This is a genomic window from Leucobacter coleopterorum (genome assembly GCF_011382985.1).
Taxonomy (GTDB): domain Bacteria; phylum Actinomycetota; class Actinomycetes; order Actinomycetales; family Microbacteriaceae; genus Leucobacter; species Leucobacter coleopterorum.
Genome location: NZ_CP049933.1, coordinates 1,346,612 through 1,368,565 on the forward strand (window position 1 = coordinate 1,346,612; position 21,954 = coordinate 1,368,565).

The 21,954-nt window shown below is 59.3% G+C and carries 17 protein-coding genes, 1 tRNA gene and 4 pseudogenes; 17 read left to right on the forward strand and 5 right to left on the reverse strand.

The genetic code is table 11. From position 1 onward, the window contains the following. Positions 1-17: 17 nt before the first annotated feature. Positions 18-1,382 carry an MFS transporter gene (locus G7066_RS06240; protein WP_425280759.1) on the forward strand — a complete coding sequence of 455 codons (1,365 nt, stop codon included), beginning with the start codon at positions 18-20 and terminating at the stop codon, positions 1,380-1,382. Positions 1,383-1,722: 340 nt separating this feature from the next. Here the strand turns inward: G7066_RS06240 and G7066_RS06245 are convergent, their stop codons facing one another. Together G7066_RS06245 and gad are read right to left on the reverse strand one after the other, a co-directional pair. Then, positions 1,723-2,664, reverse strand: a complete 942-nt coding sequence (locus tag G7066_RS06245; protein ID WP_166329851.1) for a hypothetical protein — start codon at positions 2,662-2,664, stop codon at positions 1,723-1,725. A gap of 230 nt (positions 2,665-2,894) precedes the next feature. Then, on the reverse strand, positions 2,895-4,304 hold the full coding sequence (gad, locus tag G7066_RS06250; RefSeq protein ID WP_166329853.1) for a glutamate decarboxylase: 1,410 nt from the start codon (positions 4,302-4,304) through the stop codon (positions 2,895-2,897). A 679-nt stretch (positions 4,305-4,983) separates the two neighbouring features. On the opposite strand from gad, the gene rpe reads away from it, so the two are divergent. The 14 genes and pseudogenes from rpe to G7066_RS06320 all read left to right on the forward strand — a co-directional run bounded on the left by rpe (position 4,984) and on the right by G7066_RS06320 (position 17,542). Beyond that, on the forward strand, positions 4,984-5,646 hold the full coding sequence (gene rpe, locus G7066_RS06255) for a ribulose-phosphate 3-epimerase (protein ID WP_166329855.1): 663 nt from the start codon (positions 4,984-4,986) through the stop codon (positions 5,644-5,646). 48 nt (positions 5,647-5,694) lie between these two features. Continuing rightward, positions 5,695-5,958, forward strand: a complete 264-nt coding sequence (locus tag G7066_RS06260) for a phosphoribosyl-ATP diphosphatase (protein ID WP_166329857.1) — start codon at positions 5,695-5,697, stop codon at positions 5,956-5,958. Positions 5,959-6,052: 94 nt separating this feature from the next. Next, on the forward strand, positions 6,053-6,895 hold the full coding sequence (gene hisG, locus G7066_RS06265) for an ATP phosphoribosyltransferase (protein WP_166329859.1): 843 nt from the start codon (positions 6,053-6,055) through the stop codon (positions 6,893-6,895). Between the two features lie 15 nt (positions 6,896-6,910). Next, positions 6,911-7,701, forward strand: a pseudogene (gene hisF, locus G7066_RS06270) (imidazole glycerol phosphate synthase subunit HisF). Next, on the forward strand, positions 7,698-8,063 hold the full coding sequence (gene hisI / locus G7066_RS06275) for a phosphoribosyl-AMP cyclohydrolase (RefSeq protein ID WP_166329861.1): 366 nt from the start codon (positions 7,698-7,700) through the stop codon (positions 8,061-8,063). Before hisF ends, hisI begins: the two are co-directional and overlap by 4 nt. A gap of 26 nt (positions 8,064-8,089) precedes the next feature. Next, positions 8,090-9,679, forward strand: coding sequence for an anthranilate synthase component I (locus G7066_RS06280; protein ID WP_166329863.1), 1,590 nt, complete (start codon positions 8,090-8,092; stop codon positions 9,677-9,679). Then, positions 9,669-10,246, forward strand: a pseudogene (locus tag G7066_RS06285) (Trp biosynthesis-associated membrane protein). Before G7066_RS06280 ends, G7066_RS06285 begins: the two are co-directional and overlap by 11 nt. Before the next feature lie 104 nt (positions 10,247-10,350). Continuing rightward, a complete protein-coding gene (locus G7066_RS06290; protein ID WP_166292822.1) occupies positions 10,351-10,584 on the forward strand; it encodes a DUF6704 family protein in 234 nt (77 codons plus the stop codon). Position 10,585: 1 nt separating this feature from the next. Next, a pseudogene (trpC, locus tag G7066_RS06295) lies at positions 10,586-11,355 on the forward strand (indole-3-glycerol phosphate synthase TrpC). Between the two features lie 14 nt (positions 11,356-11,369). Next, on the forward strand, positions 11,370-12,632 hold the full coding sequence (gene trpB, locus G7066_RS06300; RefSeq protein WP_166329865.1) for a tryptophan synthase subunit beta: 1,263 nt from the start codon (positions 11,370-11,372) through the stop codon (positions 12,630-12,632). Continuing rightward, on the forward strand, positions 12,629-13,423 hold the full coding sequence (gene trpA / locus G7066_RS06305) for a tryptophan synthase subunit alpha (protein WP_166329867.1): 795 nt from the start codon (positions 12,629-12,631) through the stop codon (positions 13,421-13,423). Before trpB ends, trpA begins: the two co-directional genes overlap by 4 nt. Positions 13,424-13,514: 91 nt before the next feature. Beyond that, entirely contained in the window at positions 13,515-14,549 is a 1,035-nt protein-coding gene (gene lgt / locus G7066_RS06310) for a prolipoprotein diacylglyceryl transferase (RefSeq protein ID WP_166329869.1), read from the forward strand. Positions 14,550-14,565: 16 nt separating this feature from the next. Continuing rightward, positions 14,566-16,041, forward strand: a complete 1,476-nt coding sequence (gene pyk, locus G7066_RS06315) for a pyruvate kinase (RefSeq protein WP_166329871.1) — start codon at positions 14,566-14,568, stop codon at positions 16,039-16,041. Beyond that, positions 16,034-17,542, forward strand: coding sequence for a SulP family inorganic anion transporter (locus G7066_RS06320; protein WP_166329873.1), 1,509 nt, complete (start codon positions 16,034-16,036; stop codon positions 17,540-17,542). Before pyk ends, G7066_RS06320 begins: the two co-directional genes overlap by 8 nt. 6 nt (positions 17,543-17,548) lie before the next feature. On the opposite strand, the gene G7066_RS06325 is transcribed toward G7066_RS06320, so the two are convergent. After that, complete coding sequence (locus G7066_RS06325; protein ID WP_166329875.1) at positions 17,549-17,791, reverse strand: hypothetical protein; 243 nt, start codon at positions 17,789-17,791, stop codon at positions 17,549-17,551. A gap of 108 nt (positions 17,792-17,899) precedes the next feature. Next, positions 17,900-17,981 (reverse strand) — tRNA-Leu (locus G7066_RS06330). 144 nt (positions 17,982-18,125) lie between these two features. Between G7066_RS06330 and G7066_RS06335 the strand changes: the two genes are divergently transcribed. Next, complete coding sequence (locus tag G7066_RS06335; RefSeq protein ID WP_166292830.1) at positions 18,126-18,734, forward strand: ANTAR domain-containing response regulator; 609 nt, start codon at positions 18,126-18,128, stop codon at positions 18,732-18,734. A gap of 66 nt (positions 18,735-18,800) precedes the next feature. Here G7066_RS06335 and G7066_RS06340 read toward each other — a convergent pair whose 3' ends face one another. Further along, on the reverse strand, positions 18,801-19,229 hold the full coding sequence (locus tag G7066_RS06340) for a hotdog fold thioesterase (protein WP_166329877.1): 429 nt from the start codon (positions 19,227-19,229) through the stop codon (positions 18,801-18,803). A 91-nt stretch (positions 19,230-19,320) separates the two neighbouring features. On the opposite strand from G7066_RS06340, the pseudogene polA reads away from it, so the two are divergent. Beyond that, a pseudogene (polA, locus tag G7066_RS06345) lies at positions 19,321-21,940 on the forward strand (DNA polymerase I). The last annotated feature ends 14 nt before the right edge of the window (positions 21,941-21,954 follow it).

Consider the following 21,954-nt stretch of genomic DNA (forward strand, 5'->3'; position numbering starts at 1 on the left):
CGATTTAACCTGTCTGCATGAGTGCAGAGAGCAAGAATGCAGCGCAGAACGCCGACGCGCTCCAAACTAAGAAGAATATGCGTACCTTCTTGCAGGTGCTCGTGAACACTGCGGTTGCCAACCTCACCACTAATTTCTTATGGTTCGCGATTGTTTTCTGGGTGTACCTAGAAACCAAGAGCATTTTGGCCACGGGAGTGCTCGGCGGGGCGTACATGATTTTGCTTGCGTTGAGCTCGATGTGGTTTGGGTCGCTCGTGGATCGCCTGCGCAAGCGGCGGGTCATGCTGATTTCAGCTTGGTCCTCGCTTGTCGCGTTTGTGATTGGCTGCGTGATGTATTTCACGCTGCCCGAGTCGGTGCTGCTTGATATTCAGGGTCCGTGGTTTTGGATCTTCACGTTCATTTTGCTGGCGGGCTGCGTTGTTGAGATGCTGAGAAATCTGGCCCTCGCCACCACCGTGACGCTGCTCGTGCCCGTCGAGCGCCATGCGAACGCGAACGGGCTCGTCGGCACGGTGCAGGGAATCGCGTTTATCGCCACGAGTGTATTCAGCGGTCTTTCTGTAGGGTTGCTCGGCATGGGGCTCACCATGCTCATTGCGACGGTGTTTGTGGCGGTGCCCATTGTGCACTTGTATGTGCTGCAGATTCCTGAGCCAGAGGTCGTGCCAGATCCTGACCGCAGCGCCATCGACTTCAAGGGTGGGATGGCGGCGATGGTCGCAGTCCCAGGACTGTTTGCCCTCGTGCTGTTTACGATGCTGAACAACCTATCCGGTGGAGTGTTCATGACGCTGTTGGATCCTTACGGTCTCAACATGTTTCCGGTGGAGGCGTGGGGCATCGTGTTTGGGGTCGCCTCTACCGGTTTTATTGTCGGAGGCATCGTCGTGGCAAGGTGGGGGCTCGGCAAGAATCCGATTCGAACCATGCTGATACTTGTCGGTGTACTCGGGGCACTCGGTATGGTCTTCACGCTTCGTGAATGGCCGTGGCTGTTTGTCGTCGGCATCTGGGTATTTATGGCGATCATGCCAGCCGTTGAGGCCGCTGAACAGACCGTTATTCAGAAGGTTGTTCCCTTCGAAAAACAGGGGCGGGTGTTTGGACTCGCAATGACGTTTGAGGCGGCCGCCGCACCGATCACCGCGCTGCTCATAGCGCCGGTCGCCGAGTTTTGGGTGGTGCCCTACATGGCGGGGCAGGCCGGTCAAGACCGCTGGGGGTGGTTGCTTGGCGAAGGGGAGAGCCGAGGTATCGCGCTCATCTTCCTGGTGTCAGGCGCCGCTATGATATTGCTCGCGGTGGGGGCTTCACTCACGAAGCAGTATCGATTGCTCTCGCGCAGCTATTCCGAGGCGTTAGTTGAAGTACGCTGACGCGGTTATGCTCACTTTTTCCAGGTAACCGTTGGCTTTTCTGCCGCGAAGTCAACGGTTGGGGTGAGCAATGGGCCGCCGTAGACCCGACGAGACCGGTTAGCATCTCCATTTGTGAGGCTCACCTCGATGTCGACGAGGGCAAACGCAGAAACCGATGATGGAGATTCAAAGTCTGACCGTGTCTTGAGTCCCTTCAGATCTGTCTCACCCTCAGCAGTCAGGGTCCGCCGAATGTCGCCGTCAGCGACAGTCGAACCGTCGGAGAGTTTTGCGTCGACGTTGTTGCCGCAGGGGGTTGTGAGAGTTTTGAGAGCGAGACACTCTTTGAGTGAGGTGCTTACGAGTTCGGTGAAGAGCTTATTTGCGTTCTCAGTGAGAACGGGGTGAGTCTTTCGCTGTGCGAATAGGCAGTGTCGTGCGTGAGCGCGACGGTATTCGTTCCGCCTTCGAGGGTGAACGCCTCAACCGACATATCAACTTCGTAGGTGCCGGGGAAGAGTTGAACATAATCGTCCTTCACGGGGACACCGTTGAGAGAGACTCCCAAGCCCTTGAAAGCAGACAGGGACACATCGGCAAGTCCGTCTTCGAGTTCCCACTCGCCCTCATAGTTATCGTAGACGCTGAAATCACGGGTGATCGTTTTGCCTCCGAGATCGAAAGAAGCTGAAACGGTTGCCCCGTAAGAGTCCTGCTGGATCGAGTTGTCGTCTACCGAGATGTTGGTCATCGGTGCGAACTCAAGTGACTTCTTCAGGACCTCGTTAGATAGCAGTTTGTTGGAAGAGGTTTCACCAACGATGTCGCGGGCGGCGTCAGCATCACCGTCTGCGAGGGCGTTGAGGTACTCCTCCACGATGTCACTGGGGGAGCCCAGGGCCGGATCCTCATTGTCGTAGTCAGATGACCAACTCGAACTGCTCGAAGCTACAGCACCAGCAAGGACGGCACCGACTGCGACGATACCTCCAAATGCCAGCAGCAAGAGTAATACGAAGGCACCCGCACCCGCGACGATCCCGATGATTGCCCCCGCAGAGAGCCCTCTCTTGGGTGGCTGTGGCGCGCCGTACTGGCCCGGGTAGCTGGTGTGCTGCTGAGGTGGTGGCTGCTGCGCATAGTGAGGCTGGGTTGGCTGCGCATACTGAGATGCGTACTGCGGCGACTCGGTAGGAGGCGCATATTGCGGTGGCTGGGACGGCTGCACCGGCTGTGTCGGCTGTGTCGGCTGTGTCGGCTGCGTGAACTCTGGTTGCTGGGGATCCTGGGGCACAGTCATGGATTCCAGCATATTTGTATGTGACCCCAGCTAGAAATTGCGGCTCTAACTCACCAGGTTGGCAACACCTGAACCAATGAGTTTCGCCCCAAGCATCAGGAACAGGATGGTCATGATCTCTGAGCGGTTTGAAGGCCAGCCAATCCCGCATTCCGCTCAGTCTTGCCTCGACCGCGTTCGACGGGATGACACTGAATAGCCAGGGGGTGCCCCGACCCAACTCGGTCGTATCAGTGGTGGAAATGCGATCCGCTGCTGGCCTTGCGGGGCAGAGGCGTCTCCAACGTCTCCAAGAACTCAACCTCACCCTTGATGTCGGAGAGCAGAGCGGTCGCGAGATCGCGGCTCATGCCAACCTTGACGACGATGCGCTGAAGCACCATGTCAGAGAGGTCGTCTGCCATGGGGTAGGCCGGTACGAGCCAACCCTTCATGCGCAGCCGATCCGCCAGATCATAGAGAGTCCAGTTCTTTGTTGCACCGTCCTTCAAGATCCAGGCGAACACGGGAATTGTGTCGCCCCTGGTGACCAGCTCGAACGGGCCGATCTCTGCGATGCCTGCCGAGAGGTACTGTGCCACGTCGAGCGAGTTCTGCTGGACGGCACGATAGCCCTCTCGGCCGAGGCGCAGGAACTGGTAGTACTGCAGCAGCACCTGCGCGCCAGGTCGCGAGAAGTTCAGCGCCAGGGTTGGCATGTCCCCGCCGAGGTAGCTGACGTGGAAGATCATGCTCTCGGGCAGCACCGCGGTATTGCGCCAAATGACCCAACCTACACCTGGGTAAACGAGACCGTACTTGTGGCCAGAGGTGCTGATCGAATTGACCCGGTCGACTTTGAAGTCCCACTCAAGCTCTGGCTGGCAGAACGGCGCGATCATGGCACCTGACGCACCGTCGACGTGAATCTTCACGTCGAAACCGGTGTTCGCCTGAATCTCATCGAGCTTCTTCGCGATTTCCCTGACCGGTTCGTAGGCTCCGGTGAAGGTCTGGCCAAGGATAACCACAACGCCGATAGTGTTCTCGTCCACGTACTTTTCGAGGTTGTAGCCGTCGAAGAATAGGTGCTCCTTCGTAATGGGCACGTAGCGCGGCTCGACGTCCCAGTAGTTGCAGAACTTCTCCCACACCACCTGTACGGCAGCCGACATGATCAGGTTTGGCTTTTCGGTTGACTTGCGCTCAGCCCTGCGTCTCTCTTGCCACAGGCGCTTGAGTGCCAGGCCACCCAACATGCAGGCCTCCGACGAGCCGATGGTCGAGGTGCCGATGGTGTCGTTAGGATCCGGCACGTGCCACAGGTCAGCTAACATTCGCCAGCAGCGCTCCTCGATCGCGGCCGTCGCAGGGTATTCGTCCTTGTCGATCATGTTCTTGTCGGCGGCCTCGGCGTATAGCTTCTTCGCTTCGTCATCCATCCACGTGGTGACAAAGGTTGCGAGATTCAGGCGTGAGTTGCCATCGAGCATGGCCTCATCGTGAACGATCTGGTAAGCGGTCTCCGGCAGGCTTGGTTCGTCCGGCATCACGAACTTGCTAAATTCGGTTGCCTCGCCGGGGCGTACGAACACCGGGTTGATGCTCAGCACGGGGTCGACGTTGCTTGACTGACGTGCTTTGCTGTTAGTGGTAGCCATTTCTTCTCCTCAGAGTGGGTTCAAAGACTTCCTCGGGCGTGGCCACTGGGTGATTGGGCAAGCGATGCACCCGCGACCAGCAAGTGCCTACCCTTTGCGGTTCTTCCGAGGGCGGAACCAAGGAAACAGGGAGCCGATCACTACACCGGCGAGAAGAACAGCAAGAAACCATGCCCAGGTCGGCATCGTGAACCTTAGAAAGAGAAAGTGCAGAGTTGCGTCGCCCACGTTTGAGAATACGAAGGCGAGCGCGGTGATAGTCAGAACAATCGCAACAATTGGTTTGGTGTAGTTCTGTTGTTCCACCGCTGACCCCGAGACGTTGATTGATCCTTGGTGCTCATGATTGCTTCCCCCTTTTTTTGTGATCTTATGTAAAAACGTCCTGAAATCTTAGTGAGATCTTATGCCAGGGTGGTTCTAGAGTGAAGCCTAGTGTCCGAGGAGCGATCTACGGTTTTGGGTCTACTTAGATTGTTGAGCGGAGAAACACCACATTGCTTCCGGGCGAGCGGTGGCACGGGTGTGGCGATGCTCTATGCAAAACGATTGAGCGGCCCGGTCCGGCCCAGCGCGCTGAAGCCGCGGTGCTTTCTCGGGGCTGAGGGCTTCGAGATGAACCAACTCTTGCTTGCCGCAGGAAGAATCGGAGGCTGTCGAGTAACGTAGGCTAGTTTTTGTGACCGCGCAGCGTATTAATCCGAGCATCCTTTCCGCCGACTTCGTGAACCTTGAGTCAGAGTTGAAGGCGATTCGTTCCGCCGACCTTGTGCACGTTGACGTGATGGACAATCACTTTGTGCCAAATCTCACGATGGGGCCGCCGATTGTTGAGCGCATTCAAGCGGTGTCACCCATCCCGCTTGATGTGCACCTCATGATCTCGGATGCGGATCGCTGGGCACCGGGCTACGCAGAGCTTGGTGCCTACTCCGTGACGTTTCACGCCGAAGCCGCGGCCGATCCCGTGGCGCTCGCCCGTAAAATTCGTGAGGTTGGTGCCCGCGCTGGCATCGCGCTCAAGCCCGGCACAGATCCTGAGCCATACCTCGAACTGCTGCCTGAGTTCGACCAGGTGCTGGTTATGACGGTGGAGCCTGGTTTTGGAGGGCAATCATTTATGGCTGACATGATGCCAAAATTGCGCCGCTTTGCTGAGGCAAAGTCTAGGCAGGGGCTTGATCTTTGGTTGCAGGTAGACGGTGGTATTACGGTCGACACAATTGGGATCGCGGCCGAGGCTGGAGCCGATACGTTTGTTGCAGGCTCTGCAGTCTACGGTGGCGTTCCCGAGGATCGCATTGCCCAACTGCGTACCGCTGCGGCAGGACACGCACACTAAAAAACAGTCCGGAATCCAAGACACCGCAAGACAGGATACGCTAGACGAGTGAAATCCTTCGAAGAACTGTTCGCTGAGCTTGGCGAGAAGGCGTTGACCCGCCCGGAGGGTAGCGACACTGTCGCGCGGCTCGACGCCGGTGTGCACTCAATCGGCAAAAAGATTGTGGAGGAGGCCGCCGAAGTTTGGATGGCCGCCGAGTACGAGTCGAAAGACGCGTGCGCCGAGGAGATCAGCCAACTGCTGTACCACCTGCAGGTCATGATGCTCGCAAAGGGCATCAAACTCGAAGACGTGTACACGCATCTCTAGCGTCGGTGCGACGGTCCCCATCCGCAGCCGACGCCAGCCGCTGATTTCTCTACTCCGGCCGCGACACGGCCACCACGGAAGGATCCATTCGACCATGCTGCGTATTGCCGTTCCCAACAAGGGTTCGCTCTCCGAAATTGCCGCCGAAATGCTCGCCGAGGCGGGCTATTCTGGACGTCGCGATAGTCGCACTCTCGTGCACACCGATGCTCGCAACGATGTCCAGTTCTTCTACCTGCGTCCTCGCGATATTGCGACCTACGTTGGTTCCGATGCACTCGACGTCGGCATTACGGGCCGGGATCTGCTGCTCGATTCCGGATCCAACGCCAGTGAAATTGCCGAGCTGGACTTTGCAGACTCTACGTTCCGTTTTGCTGCTCCCGCGGCTGGCGACATAGCTGAGATCGCTGACCTGAGAGGCCGTCGCGTCGCGACCAGTTACCCCAAGCTCGTAGATGACTTCTTGCGCTCACACGGGGTTGAGGCGACGCTCGTGCAGCTTGACGGTGCGGTCGAATCAGCTGTTGAACTCGGTGTTGCTGACGCTGTCGCCGATGTGGTTTCGACCGGCGCGACGCTGCGTGCAGCCGGCCTCGAAATCTTCGGTCCCGTGATCCTCGAGTCGACCGCGGTGTTGATTCGCGGTGAATACGAGCACCCAGGTATTGCTCGCCTGCTACGTCGCTTGCGCGGTGTACTTGTAGCGCGCAAGTACGTGCTCATGGACTACGATTTGCCGGTCGAGCAACTGGACGCCGCAATCGCGGTTGCCGGTGGCATCGAGTCACCCACTGTCTCGCCGCTGCGAGATGAGAAGTGGGTCGCCGTTCGGGTCATGGTGTGTGCTGACGAGGCAAACGAAGTCATGGATCGCCTCTACGATTTGGGTGCGAAGGCGATTCTCGTGACCGCTATCCACGCGGCGCGCCTGTAAGAGATAGGGGCAGACATGTCAGTTGCAACACGTGTGATTCCATGCCTCGACGTTGCGGGTGGCCGCGTCGTGAAAGGCGTGAACTTTCTGAATTTGCGAGACGCGGGGACCCGGTTGAACTGGCCGCGCGCTACGCAGAGCAGGGTGCCGACGAACTCACCTTTCTTGACGTCACCGCAACCGTCGACGACCGCTCAACCACTTACGATGTGGTGCAGCGTACCGCCGAACAGGTTTTCATTCCGCTCACCGTGGGTGGGGGCGTGCGCAAGGTCGACGACGTTGCCCGATTGCTCGCTGTTGGGGCCGATAAAGTCGGGATCAACAGCGGCGCAATCGCGAGGCCCGCGGTGATTGGTGAAATCGCTGACCGTTTTGGTGCGCAGGTGCTTGTGCTCTCTCTCGATGTGAAACGCAGTGACCGTACCCCCTCTGGTTTTGTGGTGACCACCCACGGAGGTAAGCATGAGACCGATCTCGACGCGCTGGAGTGGTGCAGCGAGGCGGTTGAGCGTGGCGCGGGAGAGCTGCTCGTTAACTCAATGGATGCTGACGGTACACTTGCGGGTTTTGACTTAGAACTGACGGCAGCGGTGCGGGAACTCGCGACGGTCCCGGTGATCGCCTCGGGTGGTGCTGGCAAACTTGAGCACTTCGCGCCGGCGATCGAGGCGGGAGCCGATGCCGTGCTGGCAGCCTCGGTCTTTCACGACGGCACGTTTACCGTTGGCCAAGTCAAGCAGGCCCTTGCTGATGCCGGGCACACTGTGCGGCTGACGAATACCAGTGCCGGGGCCTACGCATGAACCCCGTAGACCCCGTTCCTGCGGATCTCGTTTTCGATGCGAACGGCCTGATCCCCGCCATTATCCAAGACGACGAGTCGGGTGATGTGCTGATGCTTGCGTGGATGGATCACGAGGCAATACGACGTACGCTCACCACCGGTAGAGTGACCTTCTGGTCGCGCTCTCGCGGCGAATACTGGCGCAAGGGCGACACCTCTGGCCACAGGCAGTACGTTCGTAGCGTTGCCGCCGATTGCGACAGTGACACGCTGCTTGTGCGCGTCGTTCAAATTGGGGCGGCGTGTCACACTGGCACCCCCAGTTGCTTCACAGACCGGCAGATTCCCGCGCTTGTGGGGGATCCAGACTCACCTGTCTAGCGGCCATGGCGCGATAGGCTGTGACGGTGACTCTGACGACAACGCGAGCCGCCTTTGACGCTGCGCGTGCATCCCATGCCGTTCTTCCTGTGTGCCGCGAGATTTTCGCGGACGCTGACACGCCCGTCAGTATTTATCGCAAGGTGGCCGGTGGTCGCGCCGGAACGTTTTTGCTTGAATCGGCGGAACAGGGTGGGGTGTGGACTCGCTTCAGCTTTGTTGGAACAGGCAGCTTCGGGGTGCTCGGCGAGCGAGACGGCCGCGCTCACTGGGTGGCGAACCCTGATGATCAAAGCCTGTCTGAAGAGAGACTGCTGCTGGGCGGCGTGAGCGAACTCGCGCCAGTGGAAGCGCTGCGCGCCGTGTATGAGCGTTGGAGGTCACCCCAAGTTGAGGGATTGCCTCCGCTCGCGAGTGGTTTTGTCGGTTATGTGGGCTGGGACACGGTGCAGCAGTTTGAGCGCATCGAGGGTGGTGCTGTGGCAGCTGGCTCAGGGCCGGGCCTGCCTACCCAGGGCCTGAGCTTTGTGTCCGAACTTGTGGTGATTGACCATCGCGAGGGTTCCGTGGTGCTGTTGGTGAATGTGCTCAACGACGATGAGACCGTCTCAGGTAACGATCAGTGGGCATACGCACAGGCCCGGCTCGACTCATTGCAGGCCACCCTTGCTGCTCCGGCGTCATCGCCGCTGGGGGCGCTTGACCCGGATGCGATGCCGTATCCAACTCGCCGCACGACGAGTGCTGAGTTCATGGAGACTGTCAATACAGCGAAGCGCCACATTGTTGACGGCGACATTTTTCAGGTTGTACCCTCCCAGCGTTTCGAGCAGGAGTGCTTGGCTGATCCGCTCGACGTCTACCGGGTGTTGCGCCACCTAAACCCGAGTCCTTACCTCTACCTATTGCAGCTCGAAGACAACGAGGGCCGCCCGTTTGCAGTTGTGGGGTCGAGCCCCGAGGCGCTCGTGACAGTCCAAGAGAATGGACACGCGATCACGCACCCGATTGCTGGTTCGCGCCCGCGTGGGGCGACGATTGAAGAGGATCAGCAGCACGAGCGTGAACTGCTCGCAGATGAGAAGGAGCGGGCCGAGCACCTTATGCTCGTGGATCTTGCGCGCAACGACCTGTTGCGGGTTTGCCAGCCCGACTCGGTGGAGGTCACCGAGTTCATGCGAATCGAACGTTTTAGCCACATCATGCACATCGTGTCTACTGTTGAGGGGCAGGTGAGCGAGGGGAATAACCCCGTTGACGTATTCCGCGCCACGTTCCCCGCTGGCACACTCTCTGGAGCCCCAAAACCGCGTGCTTTGCAGATTATCAACGAACTCGAGCCCGTCCCTCGTGGTGTCTACGGTGGAGTCGTTGGCTATTTTGGCCTCGGCGGTGCCGCTGATCTGGCGATTGCGATCCGCACAGCAACGATTCGTGACGGCATCGCGGTTGTGCAGGCGGGTGCCGGAATTGTTGCGGATTCCGTCCCTGAGACCGAGGATGCGGAGTGCCTCAGTAAAGCAGCCGCACCTCTGAGAGCGGTCGCCGTGGCAAACACATTGCGCCCATTGATCACCGGACTACAGACGAGTGTGGAGGGAAGCAATGCGCGCTAAACCACTGGTTCTGCTCGGGATCGCCGCCGCGGGCGCTGCTTCGTTGCTGGCGGGTTCGCAGGCCTGGGTGTCATTTATGCTTGAGGGCGTCCACAAAGTCGAGACAGTGCCGGGGCAAGATATTAACCCGGCACTCACACCACTTGCCCTCGCTCTTGTTGCCGCAGCCCTTGCGCTCACGATCGCCGGTCCGGTGTTTCGGAGGGTGCTCGGTGTGCTGGTAGCGTCGCTGGGTGCTGGATCGGCTGCCCTTACATGGAGTGCACTTGTTTCCCCCTTAGCGCCATCTCTGGCAAAGTAACGGAGCTCACCGGTATTACGGGGACCACATCGGAAGCGGCCATCGTCTGGTCAGAGGTGTCACCCTGGAGCTACGTCACCCTCGTGCTCGGGGTCGTGGCAGCGTTGCTCGGGATCACCGTTGTTGTTTGGGGTGGACGCTGGGGATCGGCGGGACGTAAGTATGACGCCGAGCGCAAGCGCCAAGAGTGCAAAGCTGACGGCCCCGACCGCATCTCCGACTGGGATGCGCTCAGCGACGGCGACGATCCAACACAACCGCAGTAACTGCGGTGAGCGGTCGCCAAACTCAGCGCGCAGCCGCCAGCGGCTCAAGAAGCTGAGAATATCCGGTAGGCTTGAGTCGTTCACTTCGCATCTAGAGGAGATTCATGAGTACCCAGCACGGAGACCCCGGCCACGGCGATTCACCCGCCGCATGGACAGCAGTTATCGTGATGCTTCTTGGCGTCGCAGCTGGTGCAGTCTTCTTCTTCCTGCACATCCCAGTCGGCGTTTACGCCTGTGTTGGTGTTGTGGTTCTGGGTGCACTGCTCGGTTTTGTGCTCTCGAAGGCCGGGTACGGTGTCAACGGGCCAAAGTATTCGCCCAAGACACACGAGTAAGTTGCTGCAGCAACTCCTCGCCGGCTCGCTCGAAGACGCAGCCACTAGGAGGCAACAGCGTCCGTTCTCGGAGGTTGAGGCCGAGGCGCTGGCGCGTCCTGTTGCGCTAGACGTGCTCGAAGCGCTCTCTCCGGCGGAACACATTAAGGTCATCGCCGAGGTGAAGCGGGCTAGTCCTTCCCGTGGCGACCTGGCAGAGATCGCCGAACCTCGCGCCCTTGCCGCCCAGTACGAAGCTGGTGGGGCAAGCGTAGTCAGCGTATTGACCGAGGAGCGAAAGTTTAAGGGATCACTCGCCGATCTCGAAGACGTGCGCAAGGCTGTGAGCATTCCGGTGCTGCGCAAGGACTTTATTGGCGATGAGTACCAGTTGCTTGAGGCACGTGCCGCCGGCGCCGATCTTGCGCTGCTCATTGTTGCGGCACTTCCGCAAGCGACCTTGGAACGCCTCTATGCTTTCACCCGAGAACTGGGAATGACCCCGCTCGTCGAAACCCACTCTGCTGACGAGGTCGCGCGTGCCGTTGATCTTGGTGCTCAGTTGATCGGCGTGAATGCGAGGGATCTCTCCACATTTGAGCTTGATCGTGATCTGTTCGGTCGTGTCGCTGACCAGATCCCGCGGGCGTTATTCGTGTGGCAGAGTCTGCGGTGCTCGATGTTACCGATGTGGTGCACTATCGCGAGGCCGGCGCTGACGTTGTGCTGGTTGGCGAAGCGCTCGTCACGAATGATCCCATTGCAACACTCTCTTCATATTTGAGCGTTTAACCTGACAGGCAGAAATGACAAACCAGCAATCCGATGTAGTGGCGTCGCGAGCACCAGGCCAAGGCCTGAGAACTCAGACAGGCCCCTTCTTTGGCGAATTTGGTGGCAGGTTCATGCCCGAATCGTTGATCGCGGCACTCGACGAGGTGCAGCGCGCTTACGAGGCTTCCAAACAAGATCCTGAATTTGCTGCCGAGCTCGCTGAGCTGCACCGCAGCTACACGGGCCGCCCGTCCATTCTTACCGAGGTGCCTCGATTTGCGGAGCACGCGGGTGGTGCGCGCATTATCTTGAAGCGCGAAGACCTGAACCACACCGGTTCCCATAAGATCAATAATGTCTTGGGTCAAGCCCTGCTCGTGAAGCGGCTCGGCAAGACCCGCCTCATCGCCGAGACGGGTGCGGGCCAGCACGGCGTGGCCACTGCGACAGCCGCCGCGCTTTTCGGCATGGAGTGCACAATTTACATGGGTGAGGTTGATACCGAACGGCAGGCACTCAACGTCGCGCGCATGCGGCTTCTCGGAGCCGAGGTCATTCCGGTAAAAACCGGTTCTCGCACGCTGAAGGACGCAATTAATGAGGCGTTTCGCGACTGGGTAGCAAACGTTGAGAACACTCACTATTTGCTCGGCACGGTCGGTGGGCCGCACCCGTTTCCCGAGATGGTGCGCGACTTTCACCGCTTTATTGGTGAGGAAGCCCGCGAGCAAGTCCTTGAACTTACGGGAAAGCTCCCCGATGCGGTAGCTGCCTGTGTAGGCGGCGGATCGAACGCAATTGGTATTTTCCACGCGTTTCTCGATGACGCCGATGTGGCTCTTTATGGCTTCGAGCCTGGCGGCCACGGCATCGAATCCGGTGAGCACGGTGCCACTCTTAGCGAGGGGCGTCCCGGAGTCTTTCACGGTACCAAGACTTACCTGCTGCAGGACGAGGACGGGCAGACCAGGGAGTCGTACTCGATTTCTGCTGGCCTCGATTACCCGGGTGTTGGACCCGAGCATGCTTGGCTGAAAGACCTCGGTCGCGCGACTTACGAGTCGGTGACCGATGACGAGGCAATGCAGGCGCTGCGACTCCTCAGCCGCACCGAAGGCATCATTCCGGCGATCGAATCGGCGCACGCTCTCGCGGGTGCAATCCGCATCGGCAAGAATCTCGGTCCAGACGCTGTGATTCTCGTGAACCTTTCTGGTCGTGGTGACAAAGACATGGTGATGGCAGGTCGGTACTTCGGCCTGCTTGATGGCGATCAGACGGAGGTTATGGGATGAGTGCGCGTGAGTCCCAGGTTTCCCGGGTTATTCGAGAGGCGAACGAAAGTCGCCGAGGTGCGCTGATCGGTTACCTGCCCATCGGTTTCCCTGATCTCGACACAAGTGTTGAAGCGGCTATTGCGATGGCCCGTAACGGCGTCGACGTAATCGAGCTCGGCATCCCTTACTCTGACCCCGTCATGGACGGTGTTGTGATCCAGGAAGCAACTCTCACTGCGCTCAACGAGGGATTTCACGTCTCGCAAGCGTTTGAAGCCGTACGGCGCGTGCGCGAAGCCGTCGACACACCCGTGCTGATCATGACCTATTGGAATCCGGTCATGCAGTACGGGGTCGATCGTTTTGCTCAAGATCTTGCCGCGGCGGGTGGTGCTGGGCTCATTACCCCAGACATCACACCTGATTCCGCAGATGACTGGATCGTTGTCAGCGAAGCCCACGGCCTTGACCGCGTGTTCCTAGCGGCTCCCACCTCAGCAGATGATCGTCTCGAAATGATCGCCCGAAGTGCTACAGGATTCATCTACACGGTCTCGACGATGGGCATCACGGGGGAGCGAGCACAGCTTGACGCTGCTGCGCGTCGCCTCACTGAGCGCCTACGTGAGCACGGTGCCGAGCTTGCGTGTGTGGGGATTGGCATCTCCACAGCAGATCAGGTTGCGGCAGCACTTGAGTATGCCGATGGCGCGATTGTTGGCACGGTGTTCGTTCGTGCACTGCGTGACGTTGGTGTTGAAGGTCTCGCCGCCACCGTCCGAGAAATTGCTGCAGGAACAGTGCGATAGCGCACGCTAGGATTGATCCGTCCGTCTGAATGACGTGGCGGAACCAGCAAGCAGGATTCAGCGGCGATAGTCGCCAGCGAAAGAGAAGTGAATGATTCTCCCGTTCAGTATTCCGAGCCCGGATGTGCAGTACATCGACTTCGGCACGTACCAAATATTCGGTTTTACGTTCTCGCCGGTCGTCCACTTCTATGCACTGTGCATTATCGTCGGCATCATCTTCGCTGGCATTTGGACGGCTCGCCGTCTTGGGCAGCGTGGTGGTGAACGCGGTGCAGTGTTCGACTTCATCGTTTGGTCGCTCGTCATGGGAATTGTTGGCGCGCGTCTCTACCACGTGGTAACCCACTGGGGTGATTTCTTCGGCCCAGACAAGAATCCGCTCGACGTCTTTGCGTTCTGGAAGGGCGGCATCGCGATCTTTGGTGCGCTGCTCGGCGGCGCGATCGGTGTGCTCATCGCATCACGACTCACCGGTATTCGGTTCCTGTCCTTCGCTGACGCGCTTGTTCCCGGTCTGTTGCTTGCGCAGGCTATTGGCCGCTTGGGCAACTGGTTCAACCACGAGCTCTTCGGTGGCCCAACCACACTTCCATGGGGTCTCGAGATAGAGTCGAGCAACCCCGCGTTCCCGATCGGGCTTCCTGAGGGAACACTCTTCCACCCCACGTTCCTCTACGAGGCCGTGTGGAACATTCTGGGCATCATCGTGCTGCTGGCGATTGAGCGAAAGTGGCGTCCGCGCTGGGGCAAGTTCTTTGCCATGTACCTTATCTGGTACGGCATCGGACGAACCTTCACCGAGTCGCTGCGAGTGGACCCCAGCTTGCTGTTCCTCGGACAGCGAACCAACGTACTCGCTGCGGCGCTTGCGGCGGTGCTTGGCATCGTGATTCTCATCGTGCAGCACCGCCGTCACCCAGGCTTGGAGCCTTCTCCCTACCTGCCGGGCCGACAGAATCCCGCCGATGCCGTACTGAAGTACACCTCGAATCCTGACGAGTACTACCACGTGATTGACCGTGGAGAGAGGCCAACGGATGCATCGAACGATGAAGATCTTGAACATGCCTCAGAAGAAGAGGCTGCCGCGGATACCGCACTAGCCAGCCCAACCAACTCCTAAGCAGCAGGGAAGTTACATGCGCCACGCAAAGATCGTTGCAACCTGGGGGCCCGCGGTCTCTAGCTACGACCACACACTCGACCTGATTCGGGCCGGTGTGAACGTGGCACGGCTGAATATGTCCCACGGTACCTACAACGTGCACGAGGGCATCTATCGCAATATTCGGCGCGCCGAGGCCGAGGTTGGCCGCCCCATCGCGGTGCTGGCCGACCTGCAAGGCCCCAAGATTCGCCTCGGCAAGTTCGAGGGTGGTCCGTACGAGCTTGAGGTTGGTGACGAGTTTGCGATCACTACACGCGACATCGTTGGAGGCCGTGAGATTTGCGGCACCACCCACAAGGGCTTGCCCGGTGACGTGAACGTGGGGGATCCGCTGCTCGTTGATGACGGTAAGGTTGGGCTGCGCGCCCTTCGTGTGACTGAGGACACGGTCTACACGGTCGTCGAGATTCCGGGGGCGGTGTCGAACAACAAAGGCATAAACCTGCCCGGTGTTGCGGTGAACGTGCCCGCGCTGTCGGAGAAAGACGAAGAAGACTTGCGTTGGGCGATCAAACTTGGTGCTGACTACATCGCGCTCTCGTTTGTGCGTGACGCGGCCGATATTGTGCGCGTGCACGAGATCATGGATGAAGAGGGTGTGCGCCTTCCTGTCATTGCCAAAATCGAGAAGCCGCAAGCGGTTCAGCACCTCGAAGAGATCGTTGATGCCTTCGACGGCATCATGGTCGCCCGTGGTGATCTCGGCGTAGAGTTGCCGCTCGAGCAGGTTCCGCTCGTGCAGAACGAGGCGATCAAGCTTGCCCGTCAGAACGCAAAGCCGGTGATCGTTGCGACCCAGGTGCTCGAATCGATGATCGAGAACCCCCGTCCCACACGTGCCGAGGCCTCCGATTGCGCAAACGCAATTCTTGACGGTGCCGACGCGGTCATGCTGTCGGGCGAAACCAGCGTTGGTGCTTACCCGGTTGAGGCCGTTGCCACAATGGCCCGGATCATCGAAGCGACCGAGGATCACGCGCTCGACCGCATCGAGCCCCTTGGCACGCCGCCCCGAACGCAGGGAGGGATCCTGACCCTTGCTGCGGCCGAGGTTGCAGAGTTTATTGGTGCTAAGTACATCTGCGTGTTCACGGAGTCCGGCGATACTGTGCGCCGTATGTCGCGGCTTCGTAAGCCCAAGCCGATTGTGGTGTTCACACCGGATCCCGAGACCCGTCGCCGTATGGAGCTCACCTGGGGGGCGCGCAGCTACCTGGTGGATCGTGTCGGCAGCACCGACGAGATGTACGTTCAGGTTGATCAGGTGATGCTTGATCACGACCGACTTGAGGTCGGCGATAAAGTTGTGATTATTGCCGGTTCCCCTCCCGGGGTCGTTGGTACGACCAACACCTTACGCATTCACCGTGTTGGCGAGGCGACTGGCCAACTGCCTGAAGCTGGGCCGCGTAAGCACGTTGTTGGCCGAGGCAAGGTGTTTGTCTAGCCCGCAGGCGACCAGCTATCGCTCGGATCCCTCCGTTCTCGGGGTGCTGCGTTCGCCTCGTCTGCTAACGCGGGAGGCTCTCGCGGGTCTGGTCGTTGGCCTTGCCCTGATCCCCGAGGCAATTGCTTTTTCCGTTATCGCGGGGGTTGATCCGAAGGTCGGGTTATTCTCGTCGTTCATCATGGCGGTCTCGATTGCCTTTTTGGGTGGTCGACCCGCGATGATTACGGCGGCGACGGGTGCGGTTGCCCTCGTTGTTGCGCCAATTGTGCCGACCTATGGGCTCGACTACCTGATTGCAACGATCATTCTCGCCGGGGTGTTTCAGATCCTGTTTGCGCTGTTGGGGGTCGCGAAACTCATGCGGTTCATTCCGCGAAGTGTGATGGTCGGGTTTGTGAACTCGCTTGCGATCCTGGTGTTTATCGCCCAGTTGCCGCACCTTATCGGAGTGCCCTGGCTCGTGTATCCGTTGGTGGGTGCAGGGATTCTCGTGATCATCTTTATGCCGAGGATCACGAGGGCGATCCCGGCTCCGCTCATATCTGTCATCGTGATTACTGCGACGGCAGTGGTGTTTTCGCTGAACGTGCCGACCGTCGGTGACCAGGGTGAGTTGCCGCACAGTTTGCCGGAGCTGTTCATGCCGCAGCTGCCGCTGAACTGGGAGACCCTCACGGTCATTGCGCCGTTCGCGTTTGCGGTCGCGATCGTGGGGCTGCTGGAGTCGTTGCTGACAGCGAAGCTGGTCGACGAGATTACAGATACCCACTCGAACAAAACGCGCGAGTCGTGGGCTCAGGGTGTCTCGAACGTGCTGTCGGGGTTTTTCGGCGGCATGGGCGGCTGCGCCGTTATTGGGCAGACCATGATGAACGTGAAGGTGTCAGGGGCGCGCAGCCGGGTCTCAACGTTTCTGGCGGGTGTGTTTTTGCTCGTGCTGGTCGTGGTGCTCGGCGATGTGGTGAGTGTGATCCCGATGGCGGCCCTTGTTGCCGTGATGATCATGGTGTCGGTCGCGGCTTTCGACTGGCACAGCATTGCACCGAGCACGCTCCGCCGCATGCCGAAGAGCGAAACTTTTGTGATGGTAACAACGGTGCTCGTCGTTGTGCTGACCCACAATCTCGCTATCGGTGTGATCGTTGGAGTGGTGGTGGCCTCTGTGCTGTTTGTACGTCGTGTCGCGCACTTCGTATCGGTGGAGCGCACGGTGAGTTCGGCATTTGGCGTAGAGACCGCGCACTATTTTGTGACTGGGGAACTATTCTTTGCATCGAGCAACGACCTCACGACACTTTTCTCTTATGGCGAGGACCCCGAGCGTGTTGTGATCGACATGTCGCAGGCGCATGTCTGGGATGCGTCGACGATCGCCGCTCTCGACGCGATCACCACGAAGTACACTCATCGCGGCAAACGCGTCGAACTGTTGGGCATGGACGAGGCTGCAACCTCACTTCACACGCGACTCTCAGGTGGGTTTGGGGCCGAGAACTAGCGCCTTCTACGCTTCTTCGTTGGGTGTTGGTGTCTCTTCACCTGTTGAAGTGTGGCGGATCAACTCGGGGTTGTCCATGCCGAATCGAGGATCCACGTCTTCGTCGTAGTGTTCTGTGGACCCGTCAAGAATCGGGTGCCTGAGTGTTTCGCCTCGCGGTGAGTGATGAACGGTACCGAGCCCGTTTGCGGCTTCGGTCTCGCTCTCACCGTGTGGAGCGTGGGCGTCGTGCGTTGGCTGAGACATCATTGACCCTCCTTGGCTTGCGTGCTCCCATGCTAGAACGGTTCGCGCTTTAGCTCTAGTGCCTTGAAGGCACTGCCAGGAGAAGGTGACAGAACCTATGCCAATATCTTGTGCCGGATGAGGGACTCGAACCCTCACGTCTTTCGACAACGCATTTTGAGTGCGCCGCGTCTGCCAATTCCGCCAATCCGGCTTGCTATTTTGTTGTGTGCCATTCCGTTTCAAGCGGAACACCAGATCTACCTTAGCGTAGGTTTTGGTCCGAAGAATCTACGTTATTGATAAGTGCCGGGAATGTTGCAGACTCTCACCAGCCTGAGCCGGTAAGCTAAACGGCGTGAATGACCAAAGCACTGCCCCGAGCACCCCGCGTCGCGTTGTCGTTGCGGAGGACGAGTCCCTGATCCGCCTTGACATCGTTGAGACCCTTCGCGATAACGGATTCGATGTAGTTGGCGAGGCTGGTGACGGCGAAACCGCTGTGAAGCTGGTTGAAGAGCTGCGCCCCGACGTCGTTGTGATGGACGTGAAGATGCCTGTGCTTGACGGTATCTCTGCAGCCGAGCAGATCAACAAGACCCACATGGCCCCCGTGGTGTTGCTCACCGCTTTCAGCCAGCGTGAGCTTGTTGAGCGCGCCAGCGAGGCGGGTGCGCTTGCCTACGTGGTGAAGCCGTTCACTCCTGCTGATCTGATCCCCGCGATCGAGATCGCTCTCTCGCGTTTCCAGCAGATTGTCGCCCTTGAGAGTGAAGTCTCTGACCTCGCCGAGCGTTTCGAAACCCGAAAGCTGGTTGACCGCGCCAAGGGCATCTTGAACGACAAGATGGGTCTCAGTGAGCCTGAGGCGTTCCGCTGGATTCAGAAGGCATCGATGGACCGCCGCCTCACCATGCAGGACGTGGCAAAGACCATCATTGATCAGCTTGGTGCCAAAAAAGACTAGTTGTTACACAGAGATGCCCGAAAGCCACCAAGGTTTTCGGGGCATCTGTATTTTCAGAGCACGAAATTAGCGTTTGAGCTTCTTGTAGTGGTTCGTGATCCTTACGGTTGAACAACGCCGCCCGTTCTCATCGCTCACAACGATCTCGTGGACCGCGACCGAGCGGCCACTGTGTATCGGCGTGCAGACGCCCGTGACAAGCCCTGAGGTTGCTGACCCCGTGTGGGTCGCGTTGATATCAACTCCGACCGCAACATATCCCTCGGGTGCCATTAGGTTTGCGTGCATTGAACCGAGCGACTCGCCGAGCACAACATACGCGCCGCCGTGGAGCAGCATGATGGGCTGTGTGTTTCCCTCAACCGGCATCGTTGCTACAGCACGCTCAGCCGTGAACTCAAGCATTTCGATGCCCATTTTTTCGGCCAAAGCGCCGAGGCCGCGCTCTCGAACGTAGGCGAGTGCATCAATGTTGACGGAGGAGGATTCGGTCATTTCAGCATCTTTCTCTGCGGGGCAACTGTGGTCGCGAGCAGCCCAGGCTTGTAGGCTTGTGTGCGTGTCGAATACGCCTCAGCCTACCCTCATGATCATTGATGGACACTCGTTGGCCTTCCGGGCCTTTTACGCGCTGCCCGTTGACAATTTCCAGACGCAAACTGGGCAGCATACCAACGCGATTCACGGTTTTATCGCGATGCTGATCAACCTGCTCAGCAACGAAACGCCCGACTCGCTCGCGGTGGCGTTCGACATTTCGCGGCACTCGTTCCGCACCGAGGAGTACCCGGAATATAAGGGCACCCGCGGTGAGACTCCACCCGAGTTTAAAGGCCAGATCCCACTGCTGCAGGAGGCACTGCACGCGATGGGGATCCGCACCATCGAAAAAGAGAACTTTGAGGCAGACGATATTCTTGCGACACTCTCGACCCGTGGCAGCCAGGCTGGCTACCGGGTGCTGGTGGTGAGTGGGGATCGCGACACGATTCAGTTGGTCGACGACAACGTCACGCTGCTCTACCCCTCGAAGCAGGGTGTGAGCGAGCTCACCCGCTACGACGCCGAAAAGGTGATGGAGCGCTACGGGATCCGCCCCGAGCAGTATCCCGAGATCGCAGCTCTCGTGGGGGAGACAAGCGACAACCTGCCCGGCGTGCCGAAAGTCGGCGAGAAAACCGCGGTGAAGTGGATTAACCAGTTCGGTTCGCTCGAAGAGATTCTGCGTCGCCAAGACGAGATCGGTGGCAAGGTTGGCGAGAGCCTGCGTGAGAACGCGCACCTCGCCGTGCGCAATCGTCGCCTGAACCGCCTCGTGCGCGACGTTGAGCTCGATGTTGAGCTCGACGATCTGAAGCGCGGCGAGATGGACATGGCGGCAGTGCAGCAGGTGTTCGCGCAGCTCGAGTTCCGCACGTTATTGCAGCGCGTCGCGAAGCTCGCAGGTGCCGAGGTGCCCACGGGTGGCGCGGCGGCCGCAGTATCGCTGGCCCAGAAAAGCCTGAGGCCAAGAACCTGATCGATGAAGAACTGGGTGATTGGCTCGCGAAATCAGATACCCCCGCCGTGCTGCTGCGCGAGGTTGGCTCGGGGATCGAGGTTGGTATCGCGACCCCAACCGCTTCGGTCCTGTTTCAGTGGCAGTTGGGTGGCCGCGACTACACGCAGTTCGAAGAGTGGCTCGCATCAGATGCGCCCAAGATGTTCTGGGATTCGAAGCAGCAGATTGGCCTCGCGAAGCGCCTCGGCAAAGAGGTCGGTGGTGTCGCCGGTGATCTACTGATCGCCTCCTGGCTGCTGCGCCCCTCGAACGCGGAGAAAGATATTGCCGACGCCGCCTTCCGCTACCTGGGCGAAGAGGTGCCGCAGGGGGATCCAAACCAGCTTGTGCCCGACGAGGGCACCGTCTCTGACGCGGCGGCGCTCGCGTGGTACACCGTGCGCACGCACGCGGCCGTGGTCGAGCGCTTCCAGTCGCGTACCGGAGAGATCTACCGCGACATCGAGCTGCCACTCGTGCCCGTGTTGGCAGCGCTACAGTACCGCGGTGTGCAGATCGACCTGCCGCTTCTCGAGGCGCACGACGCCGAGCTGCGCGAGCGCGTCGCTCATCTCGAGAAACAAGCGTTTGCGGCCATCGACCGCGAGGTCAACCTCTCGTCGCCCAAGCAGCTGCAGGAAGTGCTGTTCGAGCAGCTCGACATGCCAAAGACCCGCAAGACCAAGAGTGGCTACACGACCGATGCCGCAGCGCTCGCTGATCTGCAGGTCAAGAACCCGCACCCCTTCCTCGATGCACTGCTCGCGCACCGCGACGCCAACAAGCTGCGGCAGATGGTCGAAACGCTTATCAAAGCTGTGAAAGAAGACGGCAGGATCCACACCACCTTCGTGCAGACGGGGTCGAGCACTGGCCGCCTCGCCTCAACCGACCCGAACCTGCAGAACATCCCGGTGCGCTCGGAAGAGGGCCGCCGCATTCGCGAGGGCATCATTCACGCGCCCGAGTTTGAAACCCTCATGACCGCCGACTATTCACAGATTGAGATGCGCATCATGGCGCACCTCTCGGGGACGAGGGACTCATTGAGGCTTTCAACCAGGGCGAGGATCTGCACCGCTTTGTCGGCTCACGCATTTTCGGCGTGCCGCCAGAAGAAGTGACGAACGATATGCGCTCGAAGGTGAAGGCCATGTCGTACGGTCTCGCCTACGGCCTCTCTGCCTTTGGCCTCTCAAAGCAGCTCGGCATTTCCGCTGCCGAGGCCAAGCAGCTGATGACGGACTACTTCGAGCGGTTCGGTGGGGTTCGTGACTACCTGCGCTCCGTTGTGGATCAGGCGAAGCGCGATACCTTTACTGAGACCATTTTTGGTCGCCGCAGGCCGTTCCCGGATCTATCCAGCCCAAACCGCATTCTGCGTGAAAACGCTGAGCGAGCCGCTCTGAACGCGCCGATCCAGGGTTCGGCTGCCGACATCATTAAGCGCGCCATGATCGAGGTCGAGCGCCGCATGTGTGAAGACTCGATGAAGTCGCGCATGCTGCTCCAGATTCACGATGAGCTCATGTTTGAGGTTGCCGAGGGGGAGTGGGACGCGCTTGAGGTAATTGTGCGCGAGGAGATGGCCGGTGCTGCCGAACTATCCGTACCGCTTGAAGTTCAGGTCGGCCACGGCCCGAATTGGAACGCCGCTGCGCACTAGGCAAATCGACCCGG

Coding starts and splice junctions, on each gene's coding strand:
- G7066_RS06240 (WP_425280759.1), top strand. CDS start 18: ATGAGTGCAGAGAGCAAGAATGCAGCGCAGAACGCCGACGCGCTCCAA.
- G7066_RS06245 (WP_166329851.1), bottom strand. CDS start 2,664: ATGACTGTGCCCCAGGATCCCCAGCAACCAGAGTTCACGCAGCCGACA.
- gad (WP_166329853.1), bottom strand. CDS start 4,304: ATGGCTACCACTAACAGCAAAGCACGTCAGTCAAGCAACGTCGACCCC.
- hisG (WP_166329859.1), top strand. CDS start 6,053: ATGCTGCGTATTGCCGTTCCCAACAAGGGTTCGCTCTCCGAAATTGCC.
- hisI (WP_166329861.1), top strand. CDS start 7,698: ATGAACCCCGTAGACCCCGTTCCTGCGGATCTCGTTTTCGATGCGAAC.
- G7066_RS06290 (WP_166292822.1), top strand. CDS start 10,351: ATGAGTACCCAGCACGGAGACCCCGGCCACGGCGATTCACCCGCCGCA.
- trpB (WP_166329865.1), top strand. CDS start 11,370: ATGACAAACCAGCAATCCGATGTAGTGGCGTCGCGAGCACCAGGCCAA.
- trpA (WP_166329867.1), top strand. CDS start 12,629: ATGAGTGCGCGTGAGTCCCAGGTTTCCCGGGTTATTCGAGAGGCGAAC.
- lgt (WP_166329869.1), top strand. CDS start 13,515: ATGATTCTCCCGTTCAGTATTCCGAGCCCGGATGTGCAGTACATCGAC.
- pyk (WP_166329871.1), top strand. CDS start 14,566: ATGCGCCACGCAAAGATCGTTGCAACCTGGGGGCCCGCGGTCTCTAGC.
- G7066_RS06325 (WP_166329875.1), bottom strand. CDS start 17,791: ATGATGTCTCAGCCAACGCACGACGCCCACGCTCCACACGGTGAGAGC.
- G7066_RS06340 (WP_166329877.1), bottom strand. CDS start 19,229: ATGACCGAATCCTCCTCCGTCAACATTGATGCACTCGCCTACGTTCGA.